The sequence below is a fragment of the Ereboglobus sp. PH5-5 genome, from assembly GCF_029504805.1.
Taxonomy (GTDB): Bacteria; Verrucomicrobiota; Verrucomicrobiia; order Opitutales; family Opitutaceae; genus Ereboglobus.
This window is the reverse complement of sequence record NZ_JAQFIT010000002.1, coordinates 196,178-209,814: the sequence shown is the minus strand read 5'-3', so window position 1 is coordinate 209,814 and position 13,637 is coordinate 196,178. Positions and strand designations below refer to the sequence as shown.

At 62.9% G+C, this 13,637-nt stretch carries 9 protein-coding genes; 7 read left to right on the top strand and 2 right to left on the bottom strand.

The genetic code is table 11. The features are described 5' to 3' along the window. Window positions 1-27 precede the first annotated feature (27 nt). The gene (locus M2103_RS01965) at window positions 28-1,320 is read right to left on the bottom strand and encodes a Gfo/Idh/MocA family oxidoreductase (RefSeq protein WP_277508405.1); all 1,293 of its coding nucleotides are present in this window, start codon (window positions 1,318-1,320) and stop codon (window positions 28-30) included. A 77-nt stretch (window positions 1,321-1,397) separates the two neighbouring features. After that, a complete protein-coding gene (locus tag M2103_RS01960) occupies window positions 1,398-2,120 on the bottom strand; it encodes a DUF1080 domain-containing protein (RefSeq protein ID WP_277508404.1) in 723 nt (240 codons plus the stop codon). Window positions 2,121-2,184: 64 nt separating this feature from the next. Between M2103_RS01960 and ispE the strand changes: the two genes are divergently transcribed. The 7 genes from ispE to M2103_RS01925 all read left to right on the top strand — a co-directional run bounded on the left by ispE (window position 2,185) and on the right by M2103_RS01925 (window position 13,594). Next, window positions 2,185-3,195: a 4-(cytidine 5'-diphospho)-2-C-methyl-D-erythritol kinase gene (ispE, locus tag M2103_RS01955; RefSeq protein ID WP_345783531.1), complete on the top strand. Its 1,011-nt coding sequence runs from the start codon at window positions 2,185-2,187 to the stop codon at window positions 3,193-3,195. A gap of 107 nt (window positions 3,196-3,302) precedes the next feature. Then, window positions 3,303-6,674: a carbamoyl-phosphate synthase large subunit gene (carB, locus tag M2103_RS01950; RefSeq protein WP_277508402.1), complete on the top strand. Its 3,372-nt coding sequence runs from the start codon at window positions 3,303-3,305 to the stop codon at window positions 6,672-6,674. Window positions 6,675-7,105: 431 nt separating this feature from the next. Then, window positions 7,106-8,131 carry a zinc-binding alcohol dehydrogenase gene (locus M2103_RS01945; RefSeq protein ID WP_277508400.1) on the top strand — a complete coding sequence of 342 codons (1,026 nt, stop codon included), beginning with the start codon at window positions 7,106-7,108 and terminating at the stop codon, window positions 8,129-8,131. After that, window positions 8,128-9,195 (top strand): Gfo/Idh/MocA family oxidoreductase, encoded by a 1,068-nt coding sequence (locus M2103_RS01940; protein WP_277508399.1) that lies wholly within the window; start codon window positions 8,128-8,130, stop codon window positions 9,193-9,195. The genes M2103_RS01945 and M2103_RS01940 overlap by 4 nt, the downstream gene beginning before the upstream one ends. Continuing rightward, window positions 9,192-10,280 (top strand): Gfo/Idh/MocA family oxidoreductase, encoded by a 1,089-nt coding sequence (locus tag M2103_RS01935; RefSeq protein WP_277508397.1) that lies wholly within the window; start codon window positions 9,192-9,194, stop codon window positions 10,278-10,280. Before M2103_RS01940 ends, M2103_RS01935 begins: the two co-directional genes overlap by 4 nt. A gap of 17 nt (window positions 10,281-10,297) precedes the next feature. Next, entirely contained in the window at window positions 10,298-11,272 is a 975-nt protein-coding gene (locus M2103_RS01930; protein ID WP_108826196.1) for an NAD(P)H-quinone oxidoreductase, read from the top strand. 54 nt (window positions 11,273-11,326) lie between these two features. Continuing rightward, entirely contained in the window at window positions 11,327-13,594 is a 2,268-nt protein-coding gene (locus M2103_RS01925) for a glycoside hydrolase family 76 protein (RefSeq protein WP_277508394.1), read from the top strand. The last annotated feature ends 43 nt before the right edge of the window (window positions 13,595-13,637 follow it).

Sequence of the window (13,637 nt, the reverse complement as noted above, 5' to 3'; positions counted from 1 at the left end):
CCCTTGTTGCGATTGGCGAAGTCAAAATCACACGAGCGGCGTCACGCCAGGGATGGGAACCACGACTTCGGGCGCGGCGCCGAGTTCGTAACGCGACGGCGTGAGGTCTTGTTTCGAGGCGTTGAGTATCCAGTTGTAATTGATTTCCTTGCCCGTGTAGGCGGAGGTGCGCCCGAGGATCGCGGTGAGCGTGCTCTCGGCAATGCGCTTGGCTTCGTTGAGCGGGTTGCCGTCGCGGATACTCCTGATGAGGTCAACGTGCTCGTCCTTGAAGGCGTCGGGTGTGTCGCCGTCGTATTTCCATTTGTTTGCGCCGAAGATTTTGCCGTCGGCCATGGCGTAGCCCTTGGTGCCGACGATGCGCTCGTTGACGCGACCCGCGGCGTTGGGCGTCTGGCGGCAGAGGCTTTGCACGCGCACGCCGTTGGCGTATTCAAATTCGACGGAGAAGTGATCGTAGGCGTCGCCGTATTTCGGATCGGTGCGCGCCTGGCGTCCGCCCATGCCGAGGGCTTTCACGGGGGGGCCGCCGAAGGCCCAGTTCATGACGTCGATGTTGTGGACGTGTTGCTCGACGATGTGGTCGCCGCTCAGCCAGGTGAAATAGAGCCAGTTGCGCAGTTGGTATTCCATCTCGGTCCACTCGGGTTTGCGCCCGCGGTGCCAGAGTTCTTTTTGGAGCCAGTAGCACTGGCCGCCGACGAGCTCGCCGATGGCGCCGTCGTGGATGCGGCGCATGGTTTCGAGGTAGTTGGCGGCGTGGCGGCGTTGCGTGCCCGCGACGATGGCGAGTCTCTTTTGCTTGGCGAGTTCGCCGACGGAGATGACTTTGCGCACGCCTGCGGCGTCAACCGCGACGGGTTTTTCGGCGAAGACGTGCTTGCCTGCGTTGATGGCGGCCTCGAGGTGCAGCGGGCGGAAGCCCGGAGGGGCGGCGAGGATGACGAGGTCAACACCGGAGGCGATGACTTGTTTGTAGGCGTCGAATCCGGAGAAGCAGCGCTCGGGTGTGGCAAAAAAACGGTCGGACGGAACCGGGGCGGAGGGCTTGCGGCTTTTCGGGCTGCCCTTGATCAGTTTTTCGCGGGCTTCATCAACGCGGTCCTTGAAAACATCGCCGAGCGCCCAGACGACCACGGAGGGATCGGCGGCGAGGCAGTTGCGCATGGCGCCGACGCCGCGTCCGCCGGTGCCGATGACGCCGACCTTGATGCGATCCGAGCCGGCTGCAAACGCGGCTGCGGGGAGTTTTGTGAGGAGCGGCACGGCGGAGATCGCGGCGGCGGTTCCGAGGAATTTACGACGGGTGAGTTGTGTCATGAGTTTTGGTTTTAGTGGTTAATGATGAGTTTGCGGTTAACAGTTTTCAGTTGAGCGCTGGCGCGCCGAAAGTGGGTTTATTTGAGGGGTGTGAGGGTGATGTTGCGGAATTCCATCGGCGCGCCTTCGGATTGGAGGCAGATGTGGCCTTCGCTTACGGTGACGCCGGTGGCGCGGTTTTGCTCAACGCCGTTGACGATGAGCGTGATGGTGTCGCCGGCGCAGACGATTTCGCAGGTGTTCCACTCGCCGGCGGGTTTTTCGGATGACGGGGATTTTTTTGCGAGGAGGCGATTGTTGATCGCGTTTTTTATTTGAACACCATCGTTGGTTGCCTCGGCTTTCATACGCAGATCTAAAAGTTCTTTGGTTACGACTCCGCCGAACACATAAAAGTCGCCCGCGTTGCCTTCCATGAGTTGGGCCTCAATGGATTTCGGCCAGACTTCGTCTTCGCCTTGCATGTGGAGGAGCACGCCGCTGTTGCGCCGCCTGGGTTTGCCGTCCGCATCGACGGGCGCCCCGAGCCAGCGCCATTCGACGGTGAGGCGGTAGTTGGAGTGGCGTTGCGCGGTGCGGAGATATCCGGCGGGGGTGCCGGTGTCGGTGATTACGCCGTTGCTCACGCCCCAAGTTTTGGCGGCGCTGGGGTTGCCATCCTTGGCGCAGACGATCCATCCCTCGAGGTCCTTGCCGTTGAAGAGCGGGATGCTTGCGGGCGTCTTTTTCGCGCAGCCGATGACGCCCAGCGCGAGGGCCGCGGCGATGCCGACGGATACAACGAGACGTAATGTGCGCATGGTGTTGTTTTGATGAGGACTTGGGAGGGAAGGGCGAAAAACTAAAACACCGACGCTGTGCAAAATGCGGACGTGTGTCCAGCGGATGATTGTCTGTTTTGCAAAAATAAATATGCACGAAGGTCAGCAGTGTTGCAAGGTGCGGGGAGTTCTGTGTTTGAATGGGCGCGACGTGCACACGGTGTCCATTTTTTCCCCGGCAAAAATAAACCTGTTCCTCGCCATCACGGGGCGGAGGGCGGACGGGTTTCACGATTTGCTGTCGGTCGTGGCGCCGGTGTCGTTTGGCGACGAAATACGGATCGAGTTTATGGGCGAGGGCGCGCCGTTTGAACTGACATGCGCGGACGCCGCGGTGCCGGTGGATGCGACGAACTTGGTTTTGCGGGCGGCGGAGGCGTTTCGCAACGCGAGCGGGTGGGGGAGGGGCGCGCAGTTTTCCCTGCACAAACGGATTCCGACGGGCGCGGGGCTTGGCGGGGGAAGCAGCAACGCGGCGATGGTTTTGCGCGCGTTGAACGATGCGGCCGGGCGGCCGCTGGGGCGTGCGCAACTGGCTGAGCTTGCGGGCGGGATCGGGTCGGATTGCGCGTTGTTTTTGCACGGCGGCCCGGTCGTGATGCGCGGACGGGGCGAACGCGCGGAGCCGCTCTCCGGGGGCGCGGCGCGAAGGCTGGCCGGGCGACGGGTTCTGATTTTCAAACCGGATGTGAGCATCAACACCGCATGGTCTTATCGCCGGATGGCCGCGCGCGCGCCGGAGAGCTATCTGGCTGAAAAAAATGCGGAAGCCCGGCTTGCGGCGTGGCTCGAAAATACGACGGCGGGCGCGGAGGGTTTATTGTTCAACAACATGGAGCCGGTGGCGTTTGAAAAATTCGTGGCGCTGCCGGTGCTGCTGGCACGACTGCGCGGACGCTTCGGCGTGGCGGCGGGAATGAGCGGAAGCGGAAGCGCGTGTTTTGCGTTGCTGCGCGATGACGCGACGGCGGACGCCGTGCGCGAGATGATGGAATGCGCGCGCGACGCACTCGGGCGCGGTGCGTTTGTCGCGGAGGCGCGCATAGCCTGCTGAGCGGGGAATTTTGCGCCTCCAAATTTTATTACAAAAATTTCCATCGACTACGCGTTACGAAATATTTACCACTCGCGCCCCGAACCTACACAAATCCTTCCACACACATGGCGAAACGCGACGACATCCACAAAGTCCTCATCATTGGCTCCGGGCCGATCGTAATCGGGCAGGCCTGCGAGTTTGACTACTCGGGCACCCAGGCTTGCAAGGCGCTTCGCGCCTGCGGCTACAAGATCGTCCTCGTCAACTCCAACCCGGCCACGATCATGACCGACCCCGTCATGGCCGACGCGACCTACATCGAACCGCTCAACGTCGAGCGCCTCGAGCAAATCATCGCCAAGGAAAAACCCGACGCCCTCCTCCCCAATCTCGGCGGCCAGACCGGCCTCAACCTCTCCATCGCCCTCTCCAAGGCCGGCATCCTCGCCAAATACAACGTCCGCGTCATCGGCGTGAACCTCGACGCCATCGAGCGCGGCGAGGATCGCGAAGTGTTCAAGGAAACCATGCGCTCGCTCGGCATCGGCCTGCCCGACAGCCGCATCATCCACACCGTCGAGCAAGCCGAGCAAGCCGCATCCGAGCTTAACTACCCCGTCGTCGTGCGGCCCGCATACACCATGGGCGGCGCGGGTGGCGGCCTCGTTTACAACATCGACGAACTTCGCGCCATCGTCACGCGCGGCCTCGATCTCTCGCTCACGCGCCAGTGCCTCATCGAGCAATCCATCCTCGGCTGGGAGGAGCTCGAGGTCGAGGTCGTCCGCGACGCCACGGGCAAAATGGTCACCGTCTGCTTCATCGAAAACGTGGACGCCGTCGGCGTGCACACCGGCGACTCGTTCTGCACCGCGCCCATGCTCACCATCCCCGTCGAGGTGCAGCAGGAGTGCCAGCGCATCGCGTTCAAGGTCGTCGAGTCCATCGGCGTCATCGGCGGCACCAACGTCCAGCTCGCCCGCGACCCGAAGACCGGACGCATCGTCATCATCGAAATCAACCCCCGCACATCGCGCTCCTCCGCGCTCGCCTCGAAGGCGACCGGCTTCCCCATCGCGCTCGTCTCCGCGCAACTCGCCGCCGGGCACAACCTCGCCGACCTGCCCTACTGGCGCGACGGCACGCTCGACAAATACACGCCCTCCGGCGACTACGTCGTCGTGAAGTTCGCCCGCTGGGCCTTCGAAAAATTCAAGAGTGTGCAGGACAAGCTCGGCACGCAAATGAAGGCCGTCGGCGAAGTCATGAGCATCGGCAAAACCTACAAGGAGGCCTTCCAAAAAGCCATCCGCTCGCTCGAAAACGGACGCTCCGGCCTCGGCTTTGCGAAAAACTTCAACGACCTCTCCAAGGACGAACTCCTCGCGCACCTGCGCACCCCCACCAGCGAGCGCCACTACGTCATGTATGAGGCGCTCCGCAAAGGCGCCACCGTCGATGAGGTCCACGCCATCACGCATGTGAAGGCATGGTTCATCGAGCAGATGCTCGAACTCGTGCAACTCGAGGAAAAAATCCTCGCCCACGCAACGCGCGACTCCCTTCCGGGGAGCGCACGCGTCCCGCGTGCCGATTCGGGCGTCACGCCCGAATCTTCCTCGTCCGAATCCTCATCCGCGCACGCGTCCCCGAACAATGGCGCAACCGGGACGATTGCGTCCGCACGCGAGACGCGCGCGCTCCCCTCCTCCCCCGAATTCGACGCCCTCCTCAAGCAGGCCAAGCTCGACGGCTTCGCCGACAAATACCTCGCGAAACTTCTCGGTGTATCCGAAAAACAAATACGCGAACGCCGCGTCGCGCTCGGCCTCGTCGAAAGCTGGGAGGCCGTTCCCGTCTCCGGCGTGGAAAACGCCGCCTACTACTTCTCCACCTACGGCGCGCCCGACGCCGCGCGCCCCTGCGTCTCGACCGCCAATCCGAAAAAAGTCATGATCCTCGGCGGCGGCCCCAACCGCATCGGCCAGGGCATCGAGTTCGACTACTGCTGCGTCCACGCCGCCTTCGCCCTGCGCGACGCCGGCTACGAAACCATCATGGTCAACTGCAACCCCGAGACCGTTTCGACCGACTACGACACCTCCGACAAACTCTACTTCGAGCCGCTCACCGTCGAGGACGTCCTCCAAATCTACAACAAGGAAAAGCCCTTCGGCGTCGTCGTGCAGTTCGGCGGGCAAACCCCGCTCAACATCGCCCGCGAACTCGCCGCCAACGGCGTCAACATCCTCGGCACCAGCATCGACTCCATCGACGACGCCGAGGACCGCGACCTCTTCCGCCACAAAATGGAGCGCCTCGAAATCCCCATGCCCGAGTCCGGCATGGCCTCCACCTTCGACGAGGCGAAAGCCATCGCCGACAAGATCGGCTACCCGATCATGATCCGCCCCTCGTTCATCCTCGGCGGACGCGGCATGGAAGTCATCTACGACGAGGACATGCTCCGCGAATACGTTGCCAAGGCAATCGACGTCTCGCCCGAGCGCCCCCTCCTCCTCGACCGTTTCCTCCAGTCGGCGCTTGAATGCGAGGCCGACGCGCTCGCCGACGGCAAGGATGTGTTCATCCCCGCCGTCATGCAGCACATCGAACTCGCCGGCGTGCACTCCGGCGACAGCGCCTGCGTAATCCCGCCCGTTTCGATCGACCCCAAGCACCTCGAAACCATCAACACCTACACACGCAAGATTGCGCAGGAGTTGAAAGTCGTCGGCCTGATGAACATGCAATACGCCATCGAGAACGACAAAGTTTACGTGCTCGAGGCCAACCCGCGCGCCAGCCGCACCGTCCCGCTCGTCTCGAAAGTGTGCAACGTGCAAATGGCCCGCATCGCCACGCAACTCATGCTCGGCGCCACGATCCCGTCGATGAACCTCGCGCACAAAACCATCCCGCACTACGGCGTGAAGGAGTCCGTGCTCCCCTTCGACAAGTTCCCCGAAGTCGATCCGATCCTCGGGCCCGAAATGCGCTCGACCGGCGAAGTGCTCGGCCTCTCCGCCGACTTCGGCCTCGCCTTCTGCAAGGCGCAGGAGGCGGCGCAAAATCCGCTCCCCTCGGCCGGCACCGTGCTCATGAGCGTGTGGGAACGCACGCCGCAAGTCATCGACATTGCGCGCACGCTCATCGCGAGCGGCTTCAAGCTCCGCGCCACCGTGGGCACGCGCGCCTTCCTCGCCGAGCACGACATCGCCGCCGACCTCGCCATCAAAATCGGCGAAGGCCGCCCGGACATCCCCGACGACATCAAGAACGGCCTCGTGCAGTTCATCGTCAACTCGCCGATCAGCAAACGCGCGAGCAAGAAGGACGACTCGTATATCCGCAAAGCCGCGATCAAGCACCGCGTCCCCTACATGACGACCCTCGCCGCCGCCCACGCCGCGGCGAAAGGCATAGCCGTGAAAATAAAAAACCCCACGCGCCCGATCTACTCGCTCCAGGAATACCACGCGAACATCAAGTAAGCGCGTGGGGGCGCGCCTCGCGCGCGCCCTCGACACCGCTCGCCAAAAAAATTCAAAGCGGCACGGACATCCTCCGTGCCGCTTTTTTGCACCCCAAATCCGTGCGCGTTGATATTCAAAACCACGCTTGCCCCGGGAGCGCGGGCATCCTGCCCGCAAGACGGCGCGGCGTGTCGCGCCGCACAAGCCTCCAAACATGCGGGCGGGACGCCCGCGCTCCCGGGATGACGTTGTTTTCTCGTTTTGTGAAAATAAAACGGGATTTTTGAAATATTTTTCAAAAACTCGAAAAACAAAAATCATTTTCAATGACGGTGGTGAAAACATTTCTGCTAAGATGTCCGGCGTTGAAGAATTCGCGCCCGTCGCAATTCGCGCAAAACCTCTCCTACCCACTTCGTCCCTAAACTTACACCCAAAGGCAAAATCTCATGAAACGAAAAATCATCCAGTTTGTTTCCGCAGGAAAGGCGGAGCTGACCGACGAGCCGCTGCGCGGCGTCGCCGATGACGAGGCGCTCGTGGAAAACGAAATCTCCGCCATCAGCGCGGGCACGGAACGCGCCAACTTGATGGACTTGCCAAACCTCGGCGGTCCCGGCGCGGCGCCCGGACAATTCCCAAAACGCCTCGGCTACAGCGGGGTGGGGCGCGTCGCCGAGGTCGGGAAAAATGTTCGCGGCGTGAAGGCCGGCGACCGCGTGCTGACGCATTGGGGGAGCTGCCATTCGAGTTTTAATTACATTTCCGAAAACAACCTCGTGAAAATCGACGACGACGCGCTGCCCTCCGAGCACGCGGTGTTCGGCGTGATCGGCGGGTTTTCGCTCGGCGGCTTGCGCAAGACGCGGCTCGAAATCGGCGAGAGCGCCGCGGTCGTCGGCTTGGGAATACTCGGCGTGTTCGCGGTCGCGCTGTGCCGCATCGCCGGGGCCGCGCCGTGCATCGCGTCGGATTTGAGCGAGGCTCGCCGGAAGCTCGCGCTGTCGCTTGGCGCGCATCATGTGTTCAACCCCGCGGACGCGGATTATATTGAAAAAGTCCGCGCGGCGGCGCGCGGCGGCGTGAACGCGATCATCGAGGTGACGGGGCAATCCGTCGCGCTGAAGCAGTCGCTCGGATTTGCCGCGAGATTCGGTCGCGTCGCGTTGCTCGGCTGCACGCGCGTTTCGGACGCGGCGATTGATTTTTACCAGGAGGTGCACCGCCCCGGCGTGGAGCTCATCGGCGCGCACACGCAAGCGCGTCCCGAACAGGAGTCGCGCCCGCACGCGTGGACTTGGCGCGACGACGCCCGCGCCGTCCACAACTTCATGTCCGACGGACGGATTGACATGGCGAAAATCCTCTCCGCCGTCCATTCGCCGCTCGACGCGCCCGCCGTTTACACGTCGCTCGCGCAAACCCCGCAAGACTTCCCCATCGGCGCGGTCTTCGACTGGAGGTTGCTCAAATGAAACCGATCAAGATCGCGCAGCTCGGCGTGAGCCATGAGCACGCCGCGGGCAAGATGCGCTCGTTGCGCCTGCGGCCGGACGCATTTGAAATCGTCGGCGTCGTTGACGACCGCGCCACGACGCGCGCGGCGAACTACATCCATTGGGACAAGGAGGAATCCGCCTACGAGGGCCTGCCGCGCCTGACCGAGGATGAGCTTTTTGCGATGCCCGGCTTGGACGCCGTGGCCGTCGAGGTTCCCAACTCCGAACTGGTGCCGGCAGCGAATCGCTGCCTTGCGCACAATCTCCCGATTCACATGGACAAGCCCGGCGGCGACGAGCTGGCCCCCTTCGCGCGGCTGCGTCGCGATTACGAGGCGCGCGGCCTCGCGTTCCAGATGGGCTACATGTTTCGCGGCAACCCCGCGATGCGTTGGATTCTCGACGTGACAAAACGCGGCTGGCTCGGCGAAATTTTTGAGGTTCAGGCAAGCATGAGCCACAACTACGGCAACGAGTCCTACGAGGATTACATCGGGAAGTTCCAGGGCGGCCTCATGTTCAATCTCGGCTGCCACTTGGTGGACTTCGTTGTCTCGCTGCTCGGACGCCCGTCGGGTGTTTTCCCCCTCATGAAAACCGCGCCCGGCGACAAGCCCGGCATTCACAACAACTGCGTCTCGATTTTGGATTACCCGAACGCCACCGTGACGCTCCGCGCCTGCAGCCGCGAGGTGGGCGGCCTTGAGCGACGCCGCTTGAAAATCTGCGGCACCAAGGGCTCCGTCGAGCTCTGCCCGCTGGAACGATTCGACGGGCAGCCGCTGCAAATGAGCCTCGTCCTGCTCGATGGCAACGAGGAGCGCGAGGCCGGCGCGCACACGCTCGACTTCGGCCCCGTCCGCGACCGCTACGAGGATCAGTTGCTCGAATTCGCGCAAACCATCCGCGGCGAAACAAAGGCCCCGGCCTCACCCGACATCCTCCTCAACGGCAACCACGACTGCCTCGTGCAGGAAGTCCTGCTCGCCGCCTCCGGTTACGCCGTTGGCAAACCTCAAACCACGCCAGTCGCGCAATGAAGACATCGTCGGCACCCATCAAGTTTGGTGTCTGCGGCCTTGGCCGCATCGGCGCGCAACACTGCCGGTTTTTCTCCGACAATCGGGAACGGTATCAACCCGTCGCGTTTTGCGACATCGACGAAAATCGCGCGCGCGAAACCGCCGCGAAGTATCACGGAAAACCTTACACGGATTTCACGGACTTCATCGCCGATCCGGACATGGAGCTGGCGATCATCGCCACGCTTTCGCTCGACCACGCGCGCCATGCCGAGCAGGCGCTCGCCGCCGGCAAAATGGTTTTGCTGGAAAAACCGATTGGCGTCACCGCGCGGGACTACGCGATTTTGCAACGGCTCGTCCGCGAGTATCCCGGCAAACTTTATTGCGGACACAACCACCGCTTTGAGCCGGCGTTTCAAAACGCGCTCGAAATCGTCCGCGATGGAATCTTGGGAAATGTTTACGCGGTGAAACTCGCCAAGCACCACACCTTCATGCGTCGCACCGACTGGCAAATGCGGCTCGATTGCGGCGGCGGACAGCTCAGTGTTTGGGGGCCGCATTTGCTCGATCACGCGTTGCAATTTCTCGCCGGCTCGCCGGTGCGCAATGTGTGGAGTTATTTGCGGCGCGTGCTCACGCCGGGCGATGCCGACGACCATGCGCGCATCATGCTCGAGTCGGAAAATGGCGTTGTTGTCGAAATCGAAATCAGCAATTCCGTCGCGCTGCCCGCGCCGTGCTGCGCGATTTACGGCGACAGGGGCACGCTGGTTTGCGGACAAGAGCAAAAGGAGATTCGGCTTCGCTACCTCGCGCCGGATTTCCGCTGGGACGATGCAACCGCGAGCACGGGCAACCTTCCCGTGGACGCCCCCTGGCACGCAGGCGCCGAAAAGCTCCCGTGGATTGAGGAAACCCGCGCCGTCACGCCGGACGTGAACATGTGGGATCATGTTGAAATCGAACTCGCCCGCCACCTCCATGCGGCCATTCGCGACGGCGTTCCGTTTCCCATAAAAAATTCCGACGCGCTGGAGGTCGCCCGTCTTGCCGAAGTTATCAAAAAACAAAATCCCCGGTTCGACTGGATCGGATGAGAAAGAAAATTTTTTCCATGAAAGCTATCATCATCAAAGATAAAAAGCTGTTGTGGTCGGATGTTGCCGACCCGATCTTAAAAGAGGGCGAAGTGCTCGTCAAAGTGCGCGCCGCCGCGGTCAATCGCGCCGACCTCATGCAGGTTGAGGGCAACTACCCGCCGCCTCCCGGCGCGCCCGACTGGCCCGGCCTCGAGATCGCCGGCGAAATCACCGAAGTCCCCGCCGGCACACCCGGCGGCTGGAAAGTCGGCGACCAGGTTTGCGCGCTTCTCGGCGGCGGCGGCTACGCCCAGTTCGCCGCGGTGCACCACTCCATGCTCATGCCCGTTCCGAAGGGGCTTTCGCTGGCGGAAGCCTCCGCGCTTCCCGAGGCCTACGCCACCGCCTACCTCAATCTCGTCATCGAGGGCGGCTGCAAACCCGGTTATAATTTCCTCATGCACGCCGGCGCGAGCGGCCTGGCGAGCGTCATCATCCCGATGGCGCGCGCCTTCGGACTGCGCGTTATCACGACCGTCATCGACGCGGAAAAGGCAGCCCAAATCACCCACCTGAAAGCCGACGTCGTTGTCGATACCTCCAAGGAAAACATCGCCGACGTTTTGAAGCGCGAGGCGGACGCCGGACGTCCGCTCAACCTCGCGATCGACTGCCTCGGCGGTGAAAAAGTCGGCGAGTGCTTCCCGCACGTCGCCTACGCCTGCCGCTGGATCATGATCGCCACGCTCGCGGGCGACATCAGCCCGGTGAACCTGCGCACGATGTTCATGAAAAACATCCGCCTCATCGGCAGCACGCTTCGCAGCAAAACGCCGGAGGTGAAGGCGCAAATCCTCGCGAATCTCGTGAAGGACGTCTGGCCGAAAATCGAGACGGGCGAGGTGCGCCCGACGATTTACAAAATCATGCCGATCACCGAGGCGAACGCCGCGCACGCCCTGCTGCGCGACGGTGTCAGCGCCGGCAAGGTTGTCCTGACGCTGGACTGACGCGCGCAACCCATCACCGCAACAATCGCAACAACACGAACGCCCAATCCCAAAATGAAACCCGCATCCATAATCCTCACCGTTTTCTGTTTTCTGTCGGCGCTTTCCGCGACCGCGGCGGAGAACGTCAAGGTTTCCGTCATCAAAAACAAGGACGGCTCCTTCGGCCTCACGGCCGCCTCCGGCAAGGCCGTCCTCACACAAAACGGACCGATGCGTGTTTCATTCTGGAACGGCGCGTCCAAGAAAGGCCTCGCGCCCGCGCGCGCCGGTTACGCGCAGTTGCGCGAGACCGGTCGCGGCGAGTGGCTGGGCACGGGAACACTGCGCGCGGACGCCGCCGACACCGGCAAACTGACGCCGCACAACGCCGTCGAGTTTGACTTCACCGACCGCTGGACCGTTTCCGGCGACACGGTTCGCCTGCGCCGCGAGGTGCGCGTGCGCGGCAACGCGCCCGGCGGCTTCAACAGCGTCATCGGCATGCGCGTCGGCGGCGCGCGTCCGTGGCCGGAGATGGAGTGGTTCGTCCCCGGCGCGATTTACGGCAACTCCGACCACCTGCGCGACAACTCCTTCGGCGCCGCCAACTATTACAAGAAGGGCAAATACACCGTTTGGATTCGCGAGGACCGCCTGCCCGCGCCCCTGCTCGCCACGCGCCTGCCCAACGGCGCGAGCGTCGCCGTCCTCGACTCCGCGCCCGACGGCGCCACCAATTGCGCCGACGGCCTCAGTTTCACGCACAAGCCGATGGCCAGCGAAGATTTTCGCTTCGGCGCCATCATCGCCGAGGAAGGCTCCAACGCCACCGTCATCGGCTACGCCTATCCCGGCTCCGAGGGCTCGCTCACTTACGGCCCGAAAGGCCAGGCGCACAAAACCTCCGCCGTCCAGCTCTGGCGCTACCGCTTCAGCCCGTTGAAGGACGGCTTCACGCAACGCTACGAAGTCACCTTCCGCCTCTCGACAGCCAAAGACACCAACGACCTCATCGCCGCCAACTGGCGCTGGGCCTGGCAAACACTCAAACCCCAACTCAACCCCCAACCCGTCGAAACACTGCGCGCCAACTTCGTCGATATGCTGATGGAAAACTACGTCGAGAAGGACGACCGCGCCGGCGTGCGCTTCCTCGCCGCGTCCGAGGCCAATCCCAAGCCGCCGTCGAATCCCGAGACGAAGTTGATCATCGGCTTCCTCGGCTACGCCATCGGCTCCGCGGAAATGATGCTCGTCGAGGCCGACCGCGACCCCGCGTCCGAGCGCTCGAAAACGCTGCGCCAGGCCGCCGAAAAAATCATCGCCACCAGCCTTCGCCTGCCCGTTGACCCGCCTGTCGCCGAGGGTTTTGTCCTCTCGACCGGGGAATACGCCGTCTCCGAGGTCGCCGCGCACAAGCCGATCGACCCTGAAAAAAATTCGATTTATCTCCGCAGCTTTTGCGACGACATGAAATCGCTCATGCGCGCCTACGAACGCGAACAACGCGCAGGCAGGCAGCATCCCGAATGGCTCGCGTGGACGCGCAAATTCGCCGACTGGCTTCTCAAGCAGGAGCAGGCCGGCGGCGGTTACCCGCGCTCCTGGAAGCCGCTCAGCGGCGCGCTTAAGGACGGCTCCCCGACCAGCACCTACAACGTCGTTCCCTTCTACGCGCAACTGTATCGCATCACCAAGCACAAGCCCTACCTCGACGCCGCGTTGAGGGCCGGCGACTTCGCGTGGCAGTCCGGCCACGATCGCGGACGCTTCGCGGGCGGCACCAGCGACAATCCCGACGTCATCGACAAGGAGGCCGCGACGATTTCCCTCGAAGGCTACCTCGCACTGCACGCGCTCACAAAGGAGCCGAAGTGGCTCGACCGCGCCCGCGTCGCCGCCGACATCGCCGAAACCTGGATGTATATCTGGAACGTGCCCATGCCCTCCGACGCCAAGCAAAGCCAGATCCACTGGCCCATCGGCCAGTCCACCGTCGGCATGCAACTCGTCGCCACCGGCCACACCGGGGCGGACGCCTACATGACATGGGACGTTGAAAGCTACGCCCGCCTTTCCCGCGAAAGCAATGACCGGCACTACATGGACGTCGCCGCCATCCTCCTGCACAACACCAAGGTCATGGCCGGACGCCCCGGCGACCTGCGCGGCACGCGCGGCCCCGGCTGGCAGCAGGAACACTGCTGGCTCGACCTTCCGCGCGGCAAGGGCCGTCATCGCGCCTGGCTCCCCTGGGTGACCGTCAGCCACTTGCGCGGCATCAACGACCTCATCGATTACGACGCGGAACTCTACAAAAAACTCGCCGCGGAAAAATAAAACCCCGCCCCGCGCGCGGCCGGAAAAAATTAACCGAACCCAA

Coding starts and splice junctions, on each gene's coding strand:
- M2103_RS01965 (WP_277508405.1), bottom strand. CDS start 1,320: ATGACACAACTCACCCGTCGTAAATTCCTCGGAACCGCCGCCGCGATC.
- M2103_RS01960 (WP_277508404.1), bottom strand. CDS start 2,120: ATGCGCACATTACGTCTCGTTGTATCCGTCGGCATCGCCGCGGCCCTC.
- ispE (WP_345783531.1), top strand. CDS start 2,185: ATGCGGACGTGTGTCCAGCGGATGATTGTCTGTTTTGCAAAAATAAAT.
- carB (WP_277508402.1), top strand. CDS start 3,303: ATGGCGAAACGCGACGACATCCACAAAGTCCTCATCATTGGCTCCGGG.
- M2103_RS01945 (WP_277508400.1), top strand. CDS start 7,106: ATGAAACGAAAAATCATCCAGTTTGTTTCCGCAGGAAAGGCGGAGCTG.
- M2103_RS01940 (WP_277508399.1), top strand. CDS start 8,128: ATGAAACCGATCAAGATCGCGCAGCTCGGCGTGAGCCATGAGCACGCC.
- M2103_RS01935 (WP_277508397.1), top strand. CDS start 9,192: ATGAAGACATCGTCGGCACCCATCAAGTTTGGTGTCTGCGGCCTTGGC.
- M2103_RS01930 (WP_108826196.1), top strand. CDS start 10,298: ATGAAAGCTATCATCATCAAAGATAAAAAGCTGTTGTGGTCGGATGTT.
- M2103_RS01925 (WP_277508394.1), top strand. CDS start 11,327: ATGAAACCCGCATCCATAATCCTCACCGTTTTCTGTTTTCTGTCGGCG.